Here is a 14,397-nt window from a genome sequence, read left to right on the forward strand (position 1 = left end):
GAGAGCCCGTCGTCCGGTCAGTCGGCGTCGGCCTCGTGCAGCGCCCCGTTGACGGTGAGCACCTTCCACGACTCGCCGTCCCACTCGACGGTGTTGGCGGCGGCGTTCTCGATGTGGGGCGCCTCGCTGCCCATGATGGCCGACAGGGTGAAGCGGATGATCGTGCCGTGGCAGACGACGACGATGCTCGCGTCGGGGCCGTCGAGGGGGAGGCGCGTGTCGCGGATCATCTCGAGGGCACCGAGGCCGCGGGCCGCCACCGACTCACGGGGCTCGATGTCGGGGTACGACTCGTTCGGCTCGTCGGGGATGGGCGAGTCCGGCACCCAGCCCTCGCGCGAGGCGTAGTCGCGCTCGATCAGCTCGTCGTACGCGTCGCCGAGCTCGATCCCGAGCTCGGACGCGATGATCTGCGCCGTCTCGCGGGCCCGTCCGAGCGGCGACGACACGATCGCCGACCACGGCTCGCCCGAGAGCAGCCGTGCGGCCTCGCGGGCCTGGCCTCGACCGGTCTCGTTGAGCGGGACGTCGGACGAGCCCTGGAGCTTGTCCTGGCTGTTCCAGTCGGTCTGGCCGTGGCGGATGAGTTCGAGTCGCATGAGCGGGTGTTCCTGTTCGATCGAGGGCCGGTGCGTCGCCGCCCTCGTGGGGCGGCGACGCGGTGACGGCGATCAGCTGTCGCTGGGCTCCTTCACCGGCACCACGACCTCGCGCTTCCCGTCTCGACGCACCTTGGCGAGACTGAGGACCGTGGCGACGGCGATCGTCGCGAGGATGAAGCTGAGGGAGAACCAGATCGGGATCTCGGGGACCCACTCGACCGGCTGACCGCCGTTGATGAACGGTACCTCGTTCACGTGCAGAGCGTGGAAGAGGAGCTTCACGCCGATGAACGCGAGGATGACCGCGAGGCCCTGGGCCAGGTACACGAGGCGCTCGAGCAGGCCCGAGATCAGGAAGTACAGCTGGCGGAGGCCGAGCAGCGAGAAGGCGTTCGCGGTGAAGACGATGTACGCCTCCTGCGTCAGGCCGAAGATCGCCGGGATCGAGTCGAGCGCGAAGAGCACGTCGGTGAGGCCGATCGCGACCATCACCAGGAAGAGCGGGGTGAAGAGGCGCTTGCCGTCGATCTTGGTGGTGAGGCGGTCCTCGACGTAGTCGGGGGAGGTGGGGATGATGCGGCGCAGGAAGCGGATGAGCTTGCTGTCGGCCTGGTCGCCCTCGTCCTCTCCGCCCTTGACCTGGCTGTAGGCGAGCCAGAAGAGGAGGAGGCCGAAGAGGTAGAAGACCCACGAGAAGTTGTCGATGATCGCGACGCCGGCGGCGATGAAGAGGCCGCGCGAGATCAGCGCGATCGCGATGCCGACGAGCAGGACCTTCTGCTGGTAGATCCGCGGGACGGCGAACGCCGTCATGATGATCAGGAAGACGAAGAGGTTGTCGACCGACAGGGCCTTCTCGGTGATGTAGCCCGCGAAGTACTCACCGCCGAACGTCCAGTTCGAGAAGATGCCGACGCCCACGCCGAACAGGATCGCGATGCCGATGTAGACGGCGGACCAGATGGCCGACTCGCGGATGGTGGGCTCGTGCGGCGTGCGCACGTGGCTGTAGAAGTCGAAGACGAGGAGCCCGAGGATTCCGGCGATCGTGATGATCCAGGTGACGAGTGAGACGTCCATGCAGTTCCCTTCAGTACGCATGAATGTGTACTGAAGGTCTCTTCCACTCGATCGTCAGATGATCGAGCCGATGCACCGGGTCGAGACTGGGCTCTTCCGTATTGACGACGCACCGTGAACGGAATACTCCCCTTCAACGTCTCGACACTAGCAGCAGGTCGGTCCGCCGCCGACTGCGAATAGGCTGAGCGCATGGCTTCCCCCTGGTCCCTCTCCGGTGCCCTCCGTGGCATGTTCGCGAAGAAGACGATCGACGAGACCACGTGGGACGACCTGGAGGAGGCGCTGATCGGCGCCGACTTCGGCCCCGACGTCACCGAGCAGGTCATCGACGACCTGCGCGAGAAGGTGCAGCGCTACTCGACGACCGACCCGGCCGACCTCAAGCGCATGCTCCGCGAGACGCTGGAGGAGCGCCTCTCGGCCCTCGACTCCACCCTCAAGCTCAGCGCCCGGCCGGCCGTCGTGCTGATGGTCGGCGTCAACGGCGTCGGCAAGACCACGACGATCGGCAAGTTCGCGAAGTTCCTCCGCAACTACGACCGGTCGGTCGTGGTCGGCGCGGCCGACACGTTCCGCGCCGCCGCCGTCGAGCAGGTCGCCACCTGGGCCGAGCGCGCGGGCGCGCAGATCGTCCGCCCCCAGCAGCCCGGCCAGGACCCGGCCTCGGTCGCGTTCCAGACCGTCGAGTACGCGATGCGCACCGGCGTCGAGATCGTCCTGATCGACACCGCGGGGCGCCTGCAGACGAAGTCGGGCCTGATGGACGAGCTCTCGAAGATCAAGCGGGTCGTCGAGAAGCAGACCGAGATCGCCGAGGTGCTGCTCGTGCTCGACGCGACGACGGGCCAGAACGGCCTCGCCCAGGCGCAGGCCTTCATCGAGCACGCCGGCGTGACCGGCCTGGTGCTGACGAAGCTCGACGGCTCGGCCCGCGGCGGGTTCGTCCTCGCCGTGCAGGAGCAGACCGGCATCCCGATCAAGCTCGTCGGGCAGGGCGAGGGCATCGGCGACCTCACCGGCTTCACGCCGCACGTCTTCGTGCAGAACCTCATCGGCTGACCGGTGCCCCGCCGGGCGGCCCCGGGGGAGGCACGGGTCGGCCCACGGGGGCGACCCGCGGCCCGTCGTCGGTTAAGATGGCGACACCATGGCCACATTCGGAACCCTCTCTGACCGCCTCGCGGACACGTTCAAGAACCTCCGCAACAAGGGCAAGCTCAGCCCCGCCGACGTCGACGGCACCGTCCGCGAGATCCGTCGTGCCCTGCTCGACGCCGACGTCGCGTTCGACGTCGTCAAGGCGTTCACGAACACGGTGCGCGACCGGGCGCTCGGCGACGAGGTCAGCAAGGCCCTGAACCCGGCCCAGCAGGTCGTCCAGATCGTCAACGAAGAGCTCATCGAGATCCTCGGCGGCCGCCAGCGTCGACTCGAGTTCGCGAAGAACCCCCCGACCGTGATCATGCTCGCCGGCCTCCAGGGCGCCGGCAAGACGACCCTCGCGGGCAAGCTCGCGAAGTGGCTCGCGAAGGACGGCCACACGCCTTTGCTCGTGGCCTGTGACCTCCAGCGCCCCAACGCCGTGCAGCAGCTGCAGGTCGTCGGCGAGCAGGCCGGCGCGGCCGTGTTCGCCCCCGAGCCGGGCAACGGCGTCGGCGACCCCGTCAAGGTCGCCAAGCAGGCCATGAAGTTCGCGCGCGACAAGGTCTACGACACCGTCATCATCGACACCGCCGGCCGTCTCGGCGTCGACGCCGGGATGATGAAGCAGGCCGCGAACATCCGCAAGGCGGTCGACCCCGACGAGGTGCTCTTCGTCATCGACGCGATGATCGGCCAGGACGCGGTCGCGACCGCGAAGGCCTTCCAGGCGGGCGTCGACTTCACCGGCGTCGTCCTGTCGAAGCTCGACGGCGACGCGCGGGGCGGGGCCGCGCTCAGCGTGGCCTCGGTCACGGGGCGGCCCATCATGTTCGCGTCGACGGGCGAGACCCTCGACGCCTTCGAGCCCTTCCACCCCGACCGCATGGCGAGCCGCATCCTCGACCTCGGCGACATCCTCTCGCTCATCGAGCAGGCGCAGGGCGCGTTCGACGAGGCCGAGGCCCGTGCCGTCGCGGAGAAGATCGCGACCGACAACTTCACGCTCGACGACTTCCTCAAGCAGATGCAGCAGCTGCGCAAGATGGGGTCGATCAAGGGCATGCTCGGCATGCTGCCGGGCGCCAAGGGCATGCGCGAGCAGCTCGAGAACTTCGACGAGCGCGAGATCGTCCGCACCGAGGCGATCATCCAGTCGATGACGCCGCAGGAGCGGGCCCTGCCCAAGCTCCTCAACGGGTCGCGCCGACTCCGCATCGCGCGGGGCTCGGGCATGACGGTCACCGACGTGAACCAGCTCGTCCAGCGCTTCGAGCAGGCCTCCAAGATGATGAAGACCGTGGCCAAGGGCGGCGTGCCCCAGGTGCCCGGCATGGGCCCGATCCCCGGGGCCTCCTACGGAGGCAAGCGCCCGGCCGCCAAGAAGAAGGGCTCGAAGGCCGGCAACCCCGCCAAGCGCGCGGCCCAGAACGCGGCCCTCGCCACCGGCGCCAAGCCGGGAGGCGCGGCGCCGGCCAGCGGGTCCGGCTTCGGTCTCGGCGGTGCCCCCGCCGGTGACGGCGCCCCCTCGGCAGAGGAGATGGCCTCGCTGCAGAAGTTCCTCGGCCGGGGCTGACCCGGTCGGGCCGTCCGTGACGGGTGACGACTCGGGGCCCGCGGTGCGACCGCGGGCCCCGAGCCGTCACCGGGCGCTCACCAGGTGCCCGGGTAGTGCAGCTCGAAGCGCGACACCTTGCCGGCCAGGCCGTTGCGGTAGCTCTGTTCCTGCACCGTGACGCCGGCGGGGCGCTCCCGGGCGTCCGTCCGGAGCAGGCCGGACGACGGCACGGTCGTCTCCCAGATGAAGAAGTCGTCGTCGCGAGAACCGTCTGGTGAGTCGAAGACGCTGATCTCCGTCCCGATCGGCATGTTCGTGAACGACACGTAGTAGGCGTCGTCGTTCTTGCACGAGTGGCCGTTCGACCTGAAGTCGACCGACTCGGCCACCTCTCCCCGGAACCCGGGTGTCTCGAGAGCACGGAAGCGGACGGTGCACATGTGCTTCGAGGCGCCCTCCCGGTAGTGGAAGTCCACCGTCGCGGGCTTCGAGGCCCCGACGTCGACGGTGAGGGACGCGATCGGCTCGAGGCAGTAGTCGCACGCGGCCGTCGACCCCTGCCGGGGGGAGTAGACCGTGACGGTCGAGGTGCCCTGCGCCACGACCGGGAGGTTGACGTGCCCCCGTTCCCTGTACGTCGGGCCCGTGCTCCAGGCGCCCAGAGCGGGGCCCGTGACCTCCACGACGGACGTCGAGAGGTCGATCGCACGCCCGGAGCGCCCGATGACCAGGTCCAGCGCCTGGGCGCCGCCTCGGCTGAGGACGTCGACCTGTGTCGTGAGGGGCGTCGTCGTGTCCGGGATCGCCAGGTCGTCCCCCATCCGGCTCACCCAGCTGATGTCCGCTCGACGGCTCGCGCCGAGGCTGAAGAAGGACAGGTCGTCGATCTCGGCGCGTCCGTGCAGCCTCACCGTCGTCGTGGCTGCCGTGAACTCCACGAACGTCGGCCGGCTCGTCCAGCCAGGGGGAGTCGGGGCTCGGTCCAGGGGCACCTGGTGCGTGGGGTCGTCGAGCCACATGGTCGAGCTCGAGCCCGAGGGCGCGTTCTTCGAGCGGAACGAGACACGGTAGCGGTGGCCCGGGGTGAGGCCCTCCTTCGTCCACGAGATCTCGCCGGCGCCGGCCGGGCGCACCGTCCCCGGTGTCGACGAGTGGCCCGTCCACCCCGAGAAGTCGCCGTCGTCGAAGTCGGAGTGCTGATCCGCCGGCTTCACGCCGATCTGCATGCCACGGCGCAGCTCGACGTCGTAGACCGACCTCCCGTCGCGCTGCTGGTCGCGGACGGCCGCGCTCGTGGCCTCGTCCATGGTGAGGAGGACCGCCCGCTCGTCGAGCAGGAGCGGAGCCCGGTTCGTCGGGGAGGTGAGGTCGGGGCTGCGGTACCAGCGATGCCCGTCGATCCGCTCGACGGCGAAGGCCCGGTCGATGGCCTCCCCGATCGTCAGCCGCGGGGTCGAGTCGTCCGCGTCGCGGAGGTCCGGTGCCACGACGTGGCGCTGGGCCGTGTCGATCCCGGCGTCCAGCACCAGGGTCGCCGTGGACTCGCGGATGCCGGTGAGCACGGGGCCCCACTGGCCGGCTGCCGGATCGAGCCGCCCCGAGACCACGCGGCCGAAGGTGCCGGACGTCTGGGGCGTGTCGAGCGACACCTCGCCGCTCCGACCCAGCTGCTCCAGCTCGTCCGCGGTCGCGGTGAGGTCGACGGTGCCGGCGTCGTTGATGGTCTCGACCGAGAGCGCCGCCGAGCCCCGGGCCGGGTAGCTCTCTCCGGCGCCCAGGGCGTCCGCCCGGAAGTTCGGGCCGGCTCGGAAGCTGGCCATGGTCTGCTGCCCCTCCAGCACCCAGCTGGTCGTCGGGTGCGCGTCGAAGACGGGTGCGCTGCCGGCGTTGTGGTAGCGGACGTTGCCGTTCAGCGAAGCGGCCTTCGACGCGCTCCGGGTGACGAGCTCCTGCCACGACGTCGAGGTGCCCTCCGTCACGCTGTGTGACCGGGTCTACGAGAAGTTGAACTCCTGTGACACCTTCGTCTCGCCGCTCAGGCCCTCCGGCCCGGCCGAGGCTCCGCTCTCGACGCCGACCTTGCCGCCGAGGGTCCTGCTCCACGAGTTCGTCGTCGAGAGGCTGCGCGTCCGGGTCGTCGAGTCGCTGGTCGTGTCGTTCAGCGTCACGACGAGCTTCTCGAGGTCGACGCCGACGGCGGGCGCGGCGGCCACGAGCGGGTCGCGGGCCTCGGTGCGAGTGCCGCCCGGCATCATGGCCGTCACCTTCTCGAGATCGGTGTAGGGGTCGCGGGCGGAGCGGCAGTGGTTCGGGTCGGAGAGGTACTTCGTGTGACCGCGAGCGGCGAGGTCGTCCCGCCAGGGGACGAGGGAGGAGTCGACGAGGGCGTAGCCGCCGCGCTCGAGGTCGTCGGGGACGAGGTCGTGGTCACGGTCGCCGGGCAGGGCGACGCCGCACGCCAGCCCCGCACGGGCACCGGGGCTCGAGACGACCGGGGTCGAGAGGTCGGCCTCGGCGACGGGCTGCCACAGCGATCCGGCGTCGCTCGACCAGCCCAGCGTGATCGCGGTCCCCTCGGGAGGAGCCTCGACCGAGAGGCGCACGGTCGTCGGACGGTCCGGGGTCGTCTCGACGGTCACGATCTCGTCGGCGGTCCGGTCGGGGGAGGCGACGTCGGGGCCCACGCCGTCGCGGAGGACCGCGAACGAGCGGGGGCCGGCCAGCTCGGTCGTGACCGCCGCGTCGAGGGTGATCGTCGTGGCGCCGGCGGAGACGCGGGCCGGCGACCGCCACGAGACGGAGACCGTCTCGGGGGAGTCGCCGCCCCCGAGCGCCGTGACGAGCGGCGCCGTCCCCGCGAACGGCTCGTCGGCGGGGACGCCGCTGTCACCGGCCGGCGGCGGCGGACCGTCGAGCGTCGAGGCCGACGCGGCCTGCGGGGGCGGGGTCAGGGCGTCGGCGACGAGCGCGACGCCCAGGACCGCCGCCACGAGCGGTGGGATGGACCGGAGGAATATCGGATGTCTCATCGGTGCATCGAATGTCAGCAGCGCCGGTCGTGCCCGACTGTTACTCCGTGTTACGTCGAGCCGCTGGCCCCTCCGTGCCGTCCTCGGCCCCTCGGGGCGACGTCACAGGTCCGCGGAGAGCCCCTCGTCGAACTCGCGGACCAGCGACGCGACGACCGGACGCAGGTCGCCGCCGTGGGCCGCGGCCACGGCCAGCTGGCGCTGGTAGCTGGCGCCCCGGTCCGTGATCGACGCGAGCGAGTGCAGCTCGTCGAGGCAGCCCAGGCGATCGGCCGCAGGCTCGAGGGTCGTGACCAGGTCTCGCAGGTCGTCGGTCACGAGGCGCTCGTCGCCCGCGGCGTTCTGGATCACGATCGCGTCCATGCCGTAGCGGGCCGCTCGCCACTTGTTCTCGCGGACGAACCAGGGCTGCATCGACGGCAGCGTCTCGCCGTGGTCCAGGCGGTCGGACATGTCGTCCACCAGGCACTGCACGAGCGCCGTCACGGCGGCGACCTCGTCGGTCGTCGCGATGCCGTCGAAGACCCGGCTCTCGAGCGTCCCCCACCTGGGCGAGGGGCGCAGGTCCCAGCGCAGTTCGCTGTGGTCGTCGATCACGCCCGTGTGGGTCAGGTCCGCGACCATGGCCTCGTACTCCGACCAGGTCTCGAACTGGGGCGGCAGGCCGGCCGTGGGCAGCTGCTGGAACATCAGGGCGCGGTTCGAGGCGTAGCCCGTCTCCTCGCCCACCCAGAACGGGCTGGAGGCGGTCAGGGCCTGGAAGTGCGGCAGGTAGGTGAGCATGCCGTTCATGATCGGCAGCACCTTGTCGCGCGAGTCGATCCCGACGTGGACGTGGACGCCCCAGATCATCATCTGGCGGCCCCACCAGCGGGTGCGGTCGATCAGGGTGGCGTACCGCTCCTTGTCGGGCGTGACCTCCTGGTCGACGTACCGGCTGTACGGGTGCGTGCCGGCGCAGATCAGGTCGGCGCCGAGTGCGGCCGCCGGGCCACGGACCTGGTCGATGGTGGCCCGGAGGTCGTCCACGGCCCCGGCGACCCGGTGGTGGACCCCGGTGACGACCTCGACGGTGTTGGTCAGGAGCTCGTTCGTCAGGCGGTCGCCGTCCTCGTTGAGGTGGGCCAGGTCGGCGAGGATCTGCGGAGCGCGAGGGGCCAGTTCGCCGCTCTCGTGGTCGACGAGGGCCAGCTCCCACTCGACGCCGAGGGTCGACCGCTCTGAGCTGGTGAAGTCGATCTGCATGGGTGCTGCCTCCCGCTCGGCGCGTGCGCGCCGACCCATCCTGACAGCCGGGGGAGTCGCGTGACCGTCCGTGTCGCCGCCCCCGCCCGACGACACGACGGCGGGTTCGCGAGAGATTGGTGGAACCGGTCGTTCGTCTGCAACAATGGTGGGTCGAGTCTCCGGTCGCCCGACCCTCTAATCAGGTGGCCGCCGAGACCTCATAGAGCTTCCGAGCCGAGTGTGCCCCCACGCTCACGGCTAGCAACTCGCCCACATCACATCAACAGGAGAATTGTGGCTGTCAAGATCCGTCTCAAGCGCATGGGCAAGATCCGTGCACCGTACTACCGCATCGTCGTCGCCGACGCGCGCACCAAGCGCGACGGTCGTGTCATCGAGGAGATCGGCAAGTACCACCCCACCGAGGAGCCCTCGTTCATCGAGGTCGAGTCGGAGCGTGCGCAGTACTGGCTCAGCGTCGGCGCGCAGCCGACCGAGCAGGTCGCCGCGCTGCTGAAGCTCACGGGCGACTGGGGCAAGTTCAAGGGCGACGCCGACGCCGTCAGCACCGTCAAGACCAAGGCCCCCAAGGAGGCCTTCGTCGCCGACGAGAAGAAGAAGCCGGTCCTCGTCCCCAAGTCGGAGAAGCCCGCCAAGGCCGAGCCCGCCGAGGCCCCCGCCGCCGACGACGCCGAGACCACCGAGGCGTAGTCAGTGCTCGCACCTGCACTCGAGCACCTCGTCCGGGGGATCGTCGATCACCCGGACGAGGTGCAGGTCGTGGAGAAGACCTCTCCTCGGGGCGACGTCCTCGAGGTGCACGTCCACGCTGACGACCTGGGCCGCGTCATCGGTCGCGCCGGTCGGACGGCGAAGGCACTCCGCACCCTGGTCACGGCCCTGGCCGACGGCAAGCGCGTGCGGGTCGACGTCGTCGACGGCGACCTCTAGGCCGTGAGCACGAACGACAAGACCCAGCTCCGGGTCGGGCGCCTGACCAAGGCGCACGGCCTGAAGGGCGCGCTCAAGCTCGAGCTCTTCACCGACACCCCCGAGCAGCGCTTCACCCCGGGCTCCTCCTTCACCCTGCAGGTGCCCGAGACCAGCGAGTGGCACGGCCGGAGCGTCACGCTCACCGAGCTCCGCTGGTACAACGGCCACCCCGTCGGCTTCTTCGAGGGCGTCGACGACCGCTCCGCCGCCGAGTCCCTGGTCAAGGCGATCCTCTGGGTCGACCAAGACCTGGACGAGCTCCCCGACGAAGACGACGCCTGGTACCACCACCAGCTCGTCGGCCTCCGGGTCGAGCGTGACGGCGTCGAGGTCGGCACCGTCTCCCGTGTCGACCACCTCCCCGCCCAGGACTTGCTCGCCGTCGCGACGCCGGCGGGCGAGGTGCTGGTGCCGTTCGTCACGGCGATCGTGCCGAGCGTCGACATCGAGGCGGGCGTGATCACCGTCACCCCGCCGGCGGGCCTCTTCGAGGAGCTCGTCGACGACAGCTCCGACGACGAGTCCGCCGCGACCGTCGACACCGGCGACGTCGAGGGTGAGAGCCCTGACGACGCCGTGGGCGAGGCCCCCGAGGCCGACCGCGCCGACGACGGCAGCTGACGATGCGCATCGACATCGTGTCGATCTTCCCGGAGTTCTTCGGGGTGCTCGACATCTCCCTGCTCGGCAAGGCCCGTCAGCAGGGCCTGCTCGACGTGGCCGTGCACGACCTGCGCGACTTCACCCACGACCGGCACCGCACCGTCGACGACACCCCGTACGGCGGCGGTGCCGGCATGGTGATGCGGCCCGAGCCCTGGGGCGAGGCCCTCGACCACGTGCTGGGCGACGAGGCGAGCCCCGAGACCACGACGCTGATCGTCCCCTCGCCGGCGGGCACGCCCTTCACGCAGGCCCTCGCCCGCGAGCTGGCCGTCGCCCCGCACCTCGTGTTCGCCTGCGGGCGCTACGAGGGCATCGACCAGCGCGTCGTCGAGCACGCCGCCGAGCGCGTGACCGTCCGCGAGATCAGCCTCGGCGACTACGTGCTCAACGGCGGCGAGGTCGCCGTGACGGCGATGGTCGAGGCGATCGGTCGCCTCGTGCCGGGCGTCGTGGGCAACCCCGAGAGCCTGACGGAGGAGAGCCACGAGGGCGGCCTCCTCGAGTACCCCAGCTACACGAAGCCCGCGAGTTGGCGGGGCCACGACGTGCCCCCGGTGCTCCTCAGCGGCAACCACGGCGCCATCGCGACCTGGCGCCACGAGCAGCAGGTCGCCCGCACCCGGCGCGTCCGCCCCGACCTGCTCGGCGAGTAGCGCTTCCCGCTGCGCCCCGGAGCAGCCTGCTCAGCCGCGGGCGGTCAGGACGAGCGGACCGTCGGCCGTCACGGCGACCGTGTGCTCCGCGTGCGCGGCCCGCGAGCCGTCAGCGCTCCGCAGCGTCCAGCCGTCGGCGTCGGTGACGATCTCGTCCGTGCCGAGCATCAGCCACGGCTCGATCGCGATCACGAGGCCCGGCCGGAGGGGCCAGCCCCGCCCGGCGCGGCCGTCGTTCGGCACGTGCGGGTCGCCGTGCATGGTGGTGCCGACGCCGTGGCCGCCGAACTGCAGGTTGACGGAGAACCCGGCACCGCGGGCGACGTCGCCGATCGCGGCCGAGACGTCGCCGAGCTTGCCGCCCGGCTGCGCGGCCGCGATCCCGGCCTCGAGCGCTCGCTCGCAGGTCTCGATGAGGCGGCGGTCGTCCGGGGTCGGCTCGGCGCCGACGACGAACGAGACCGCGGAGTCGGCGACCCAGCCGTCGACGGCGCAGGCGAAGTCGAGGCTGAGCAGGTCGCCCTCCCGCAGGCGGTACCGGTGGGGCAGGCCGTGCAGCGCGGCGTCGTTGACGGAGGTGCAGATCACCTTGCCGAAGGGGCTGGCGCCGAACGACGGGTGGTAGTCGAGGTAGCTGCTCTCGGCGCCGCGCTCGCGGATCATGTCGTGGGCGAGGGCGTCGAGGTCGAGCAGGTCGACGCCGGGCGCCGCGGCCGCACGGGTCGCCTCGAGGACGGACGCGACGAATGCTCCCGCCGGTCGCATGCGGTCGATCTCGTCGGGGGTGCGCAGCTCGATCATGCAGCCATTCTCCACCGTCGTTCCCTAGCCTCGACCGCATGGTGCTGCGTCGAGTCCTCTACCGCCTCCTCTGGCCCGCCGTCGTGGTGCTGCCCCTGTGGGTCCTGCTCGGCCGTGCGGCCTTCGGGGTGCCCCTCGGGGCGCAGGTGCTCGGCCAGATCGTCCTCGTGCCCCTCCTGTTCGTCGCGCAGGCGGCCGCCGTCGGCGTCGTGGTGGCGCGACGGAGCGTGCGCCGGGCGCGCGCGGTCTCCTGGCTCGACGCCGGCCTCCTGCTCCTGACCTGGCTGGCCCAGCTGGCCCTCGGCTTCTTCCTCGTCGACTCCGTGGCCGGGTCCCGGCCGGCCTCGGCGTTCACGCAGCTCGTCGGCGACGGCCGGGTCGACCTGTCGACGGCGCTGTTCGCCGTCTCCGCCGTCCTGACGATCCTGGGCGGGCTGGGCCTCGCGGTCGCCGCGGTGCGGCAGTTCGTGCGGGAGGCGCGGGGCCGGGTTTCCGCGTCGCTGGCCGACCTCGACCGTCTGGCGTCCGGCGCTGCGGGGCCGACGCCTCCTCGTGGGGGCCCGGCCTCCGACGACGCCCCGGTGATCACCATCACGCCGCGCTCCTGACGCGGTGGCGGCCCGGAGTCGACCTGTGGCACACTTGACGCTTGTGCCTGCGCACGACTCTGCCACAGGGGAGTCTGCTCTCGTCAGCGCACGACCTCTTTCATCACCTCGGGTGCCCCGCACCCACGAGCAGCAGTCGACCTGTGGCGGTTGCAGAGAGCGAACCACCATGCACATCCTCGACGCCGTCGACGCAGCCACGCTGCGCACCGACATCCCCGACTTCCGCGCCGGCGACACCGTCAAGGTGCACGTGAACATCATCGAAGGCACGCGCTCGCGCGTCCAGGTCTTCCAGGGTGTCGTCATCGGCAAGCAGAACGAGGGCGTCCGCGAGACGTTCACCGTCCGCAAGGTCAGCTTCCAGGTCGGCGTCGAGCGCACGTTCCCCGTGCACTCGCCCGTCATCGACCACATCGAGGTCGTCAGCCGCGGCGCCGTGCGTCGCGCGAAGCTCTACTACCTGCGCGAGCTGCGCGGCAAGAAGGCCAAGATCAAGGAGAAGCGCGACCACTGACCCGGTCCGCACGTCCTTCCCTGAGCTCCCCGCCCTATACGATGGCGGGGAGCTCAGGCGGTTAAATGACAGACGACACATCCTCGCGGCGCCTCCTGCGCCGCCCCGGTCGCGGTGACGACCAGAAGAAGCGCGGCACCCTGACGTTCCTCCGTGACGTCCTGGTCATCTTCCTGGCGGCGCTGCTGATCTCCTTCTTGATCAAGACGTTCCTGATCCGCTCGTTCTACATCCCCTCGGGGTCGATGGAGAACACGCTGCAGATCAACGACCGCATCATCGTTAACGAGCTCGTGCCCGACGTCGTCGACGTCAAGCGCGGCGACGTCGTGGTCTTCACCGACCCCGGCGGATGGCTGGAGGGCACGGCCCCCGTCACCACCGCCTCCGGCAACCCCCTCGGCGACGGTGTCTCGTGGTTCCTCACGCTGGTCGGGCTCGGTACGCAAGACAGCAACGACCACCTCATCAAGCGCGTCATCGGGCTGCCCGGCGACACGGTGTCGTGCTGCAACGACTTCGGCCAGATGTCCGTCAACGGCGTCCCGCTCGACGAGCCCTACGTCACCCTGCCCCCGGGCGTCGACCGCGTCTCGGGCGACGACTTCTCCGTCACGGTGCCCGCCGACTCGCTCTGGGTGATGGGCGACAACCGCTACAACTCGAAGGACAGCCGCTACAACGGCGACACCCCCAGCCAGGGCTTCGTGCCGATGAGCGACGTCGTCGGCCGCGCCTTCGTCATCAGCTGGCCCGCCGCCCGCTGGACGTGGCTCGACGACTACCCGGCCGTCTTCCGCGGCACGGAGCGCGAGGGCGAGTGATGGCGGTCGTCGACCCCACGCTCGACCTCGAGCGTGAGCTGCACGCGGCCGGCGCCACCTGGGTGATCGGCTGCGACGAGGTCGGTCGGGGCGCCATCGCCGGGCCCGTCGCCGTGGGCCTCGGCGCGGTGCACCTCGAGTGCGGCGAGATGCCCGTGGGGCTCCGCGACTCGAAGCTGCTGAGCGAGAAGCGCCGTGAGGCCCTCTACCCGACGGCGACGTCGTGGGTCCAGGCGCACGCCGTCGGCCTGGCCGATGCTCGTGAGGTCGACGAGATCGGCATCGTCGCGGCTCTCGGCCTCGCCGGCCGGCGGGCGCTCACGGCCCTGCACGAGGCCGGCGTCGGCATCATGAGCTCCGTCGTCGTGCTCGACGGCAACCACGACTACCTGACGCCGGCGCTCTCCACGCCGCCGCGCATCACCACCCGGATCAAGGCCGACCGCGACTGCGCCTCCGTCGCCGCGGCCTCGGTGATCGCCAAGGTGCACCGCGACCGGATGATGATCGCCGCCGACGACGAGCACCCCGGCTACGGCTGGGCGGGCAACAAGGGCTACGGGTCGACCGCGCACTACGCGGCGCTGACCGAACTCGGTCCGTCGCCGCTGCACCGCCTCACCTGGCTGCACTGAGCCGGCCGGTCGGCGTGCCCGGGCGCCAGCGGCGCCGTCACCGCGGCGTCGCCCGTCGGCG

16 protein-coding genes are annotated in these 14,397 nt (G+C 70.9%); 10 read left to right on the plus strand and 6 right to left on the minus strand.

Annotated features, from left to right (window positions below; genetic code table 11):
* Positions 1-17: 17 nt before the first annotated feature.
* Positions 18-599, minus strand: coding sequence for a histidine phosphatase family protein (locus tag FHR77_RS03435; RefSeq protein ID WP_167258842.1), 582 nt, complete (start codon positions 597-599; stop codon positions 18-20).
* A gap of 72 nt (positions 600-671) precedes the next feature.
* Positions 672-1,682: a TerC family protein gene (locus FHR77_RS03440; protein WP_056053566.1), complete on the minus strand. Its 1,011-nt coding sequence runs from the start codon at positions 1,680-1,682 to the stop codon at positions 672-674.
* Positions 1,683-1,874: 192 nt separating this feature from the next.
* Here FHR77_RS03440 and ftsY point away from each other — a divergent pair, with 192 nt between their 5' ends.
* Together ftsY and ffh are read left to right on the plus strand one after the other, a co-directional pair.
* Positions 1,875-2,744: a signal recognition particle-docking protein FtsY gene (gene ftsY / locus FHR77_RS03445; RefSeq protein WP_056053569.1), complete on the plus strand. Its 870-nt coding sequence runs from the start codon at positions 1,875-1,877 to the stop codon at positions 2,742-2,744.
* A gap of 88 nt (positions 2,745-2,832) precedes the next feature.
* Positions 2,833-4,401 (plus strand): signal recognition particle protein, encoded by a 1,569-nt coding sequence (gene ffh, locus FHR77_RS03450; RefSeq protein WP_167258843.1) that lies wholly within the window; start codon positions 2,833-2,835, stop codon positions 4,399-4,401.
* A 77-nt stretch (positions 4,402-4,478) separates the two neighbouring features.
* Here ffh and FHR77_RS03455 read toward each other — a convergent pair whose 3' ends face one another.
* From FHR77_RS03455 to FHR77_RS03465, 3 genes are all read right to left on the minus strand, one after another.
* The gene (locus FHR77_RS03455; protein ID WP_167258844.1) at positions 4,479-6,362 is read right to left on the minus strand and encodes a hypothetical protein; all 1,884 of its coding nucleotides are present in this window, start codon (positions 6,360-6,362) and stop codon (positions 4,479-4,481) included.
* Positions 6,363-6,377: 15 nt separating this feature from the next.
* Positions 6,378-7,412 (minus strand): binary toxin-like calcium binding domain-containing protein, encoded by a 1,035-nt coding sequence (locus tag FHR77_RS03460; protein WP_167258845.1) that lies wholly within the window; start codon positions 7,410-7,412, stop codon positions 6,378-6,380.
* 102 nt (positions 7,413-7,514) lie between these two features.
* On the minus strand, positions 7,515-8,657 hold the full coding sequence (locus FHR77_RS03465; protein WP_167258846.1) for a glutamate--cysteine ligase: 1,143 nt from the start codon (positions 8,655-8,657) through the stop codon (positions 7,515-7,517).
* 276 nt (positions 8,658-8,933) lie between these two features.
* Between FHR77_RS03465 and rpsP the strand changes: the two genes are divergently transcribed.
* Genes rpsP through trmD form a run of 4 tightly spaced genes read left to right on the plus strand, consistent with a single transcriptional unit; the run spans position 8,934 to position 10,951 of the window.
* On the plus strand, positions 8,934-9,350 hold the full coding sequence (rpsP, locus tag FHR77_RS03470) for a 30S ribosomal protein S16 (protein WP_056053584.1): 417 nt from the start codon (positions 8,934-8,936) through the stop codon (positions 9,348-9,350).
* Positions 9,351-9,353: 3 nt separating this feature from the next.
* Entirely contained in the window at positions 9,354-9,590 is a 237-nt protein-coding gene (locus FHR77_RS03475; RefSeq protein WP_056053586.1) for an RNA-binding protein, read from the plus strand.
* A 3-nt stretch (positions 9,591-9,593) separates the two neighbouring features.
* Positions 9,594-10,253: a ribosome maturation factor RimM gene (rimM, locus tag FHR77_RS03480; RefSeq protein WP_167258847.1), complete on the plus strand. Its 660-nt coding sequence runs from the start codon at positions 9,594-9,596 to the stop codon at positions 10,251-10,253.
* 2 nt (positions 10,254-10,255) lie between these two features.
* A complete protein-coding gene (gene trmD / locus FHR77_RS03485; RefSeq protein ID WP_167258848.1) occupies positions 10,256-10,951 on the plus strand; it encodes a tRNA (guanosine(37)-N1)-methyltransferase TrmD in 696 nt (231 codons plus the stop codon).
* 30 nt (positions 10,952-10,981) lie between these two features.
* Here the strand turns inward: trmD and map are convergent, their stop codons facing one another.
* A complete protein-coding gene (gene map, locus FHR77_RS03490; RefSeq protein ID WP_167258849.1) occupies positions 10,982-11,752 on the minus strand; it encodes a type I methionyl aminopeptidase in 771 nt (256 codons plus the stop codon).
* A gap of 38 nt (positions 11,753-11,790) precedes the next feature.
* On the opposite strand from map, the gene FHR77_RS03495 reads away from it, so the two are divergent.
* The 4 genes from FHR77_RS03495 to FHR77_RS03510 all read left to right on the plus strand — a co-directional run bounded on the left by FHR77_RS03495 (position 11,791) and on the right by FHR77_RS03510 (position 14,336).
* Complete coding sequence (locus tag FHR77_RS03495) at positions 11,791-12,360, plus strand: hypothetical protein (RefSeq protein WP_167258850.1); 570 nt, start codon at positions 11,791-11,793, stop codon at positions 12,358-12,360.
* A gap of 169 nt (positions 12,361-12,529) precedes the next feature.
* A complete protein-coding gene (gene rplS, locus FHR77_RS03500) occupies positions 12,530-12,877 on the plus strand; it encodes a 50S ribosomal protein L19 (protein WP_056053596.1) in 348 nt (115 codons plus the stop codon).
* 65 nt (positions 12,878-12,942) lie between these two features.
* Positions 12,943-13,701, plus strand: a complete 759-nt coding sequence (gene lepB, locus FHR77_RS03505) for a signal peptidase I (RefSeq protein ID WP_167258851.1) — start codon at positions 12,943-12,945, stop codon at positions 13,699-13,701.
* The gene (locus FHR77_RS03510) at positions 13,701-14,336 is read left to right on the plus strand and encodes a ribonuclease HII (RefSeq protein WP_167258852.1); all 636 of its coding nucleotides are present in this window, start codon (positions 13,701-13,703) and stop codon (positions 14,334-14,336) included. Before lepB ends, FHR77_RS03510 begins: the two co-directional genes overlap by 1 nt.
* Positions 14,337-14,397: the final 61 nt, after the last annotated feature.

This window comes from Frigoribacterium endophyticum, assembly GCF_011759585.1.
Lineage (GTDB): Bacteria > Actinomycetota > Actinomycetes > Actinomycetales > Microbacteriaceae > Frigoribacterium > Frigoribacterium endophyticum.

Bases quoted from the DNA above. Each gene is read 5' to 3' on its own strand.
- FHR77_RS03435 (WP_167258842.1), bottom strand. From the start codon at position 599: ATGCGACTCGAACTCATCCGCCACGGCCAGACCGACTGGAACAGCCAG.
- FHR77_RS03440 (WP_056053566.1), bottom strand. From the start codon at position 1,682: ATGGACGTCTCACTCGTCACCTGGATCATCACGATCGCCGGAATCCTC.
- ftsY (WP_056053569.1), top strand. From the start codon at position 1,875: ATGGCTTCCCCCTGGTCCCTCTCCGGTGCCCTCCGTGGCATGTTCGCG.
- ffh (WP_167258843.1), top strand. From the start codon at position 2,833: ATGGCCACATTCGGAACCCTCTCTGACCGCCTCGCGGACACGTTCAAG.
- FHR77_RS03460 (WP_167258845.1), bottom strand. From the start codon at position 7,412: ATGAGACATCCGATATTCCTCCGGTCCATCCCACCGCTCGTGGCGGCG.
- FHR77_RS03465 (WP_167258846.1), bottom strand. From the start codon at position 8,657: ATGCAGATCGACTTCACCAGCTCAGAGCGGTCGACCCTCGGCGTCGAG.
- trmD (WP_167258848.1), top strand. From the start codon at position 10,256: ATGCGCATCGACATCGTGTCGATCTTCCCGGAGTTCTTCGGGGTGCTC.
- map (WP_167258849.1), bottom strand. From the start codon at position 11,752: ATGATCGAGCTGCGCACCCCCGACGAGATCGACCGCATGCGACCGGCG.
- FHR77_RS03495 (WP_167258850.1), top strand. From the start codon at position 11,791: ATGGTGCTGCGTCGAGTCCTCTACCGCCTCCTCTGGCCCGCCGTCGTG.
- rplS (WP_056053596.1), top strand. From the start codon at position 12,530: ATGCACATCCTCGACGCCGTCGACGCAGCCACGCTGCGCACCGACATC.
- lepB (WP_167258851.1), top strand. From the start codon at position 12,943: ATGACAGACGACACATCCTCGCGGCGCCTCCTGCGCCGCCCCGGTCGC.
- FHR77_RS03510 (WP_167258852.1), top strand. From the start codon at position 13,701: ATGGCGGTCGTCGACCCCACGCTCGACCTCGAGCGTGAGCTGCACGCG.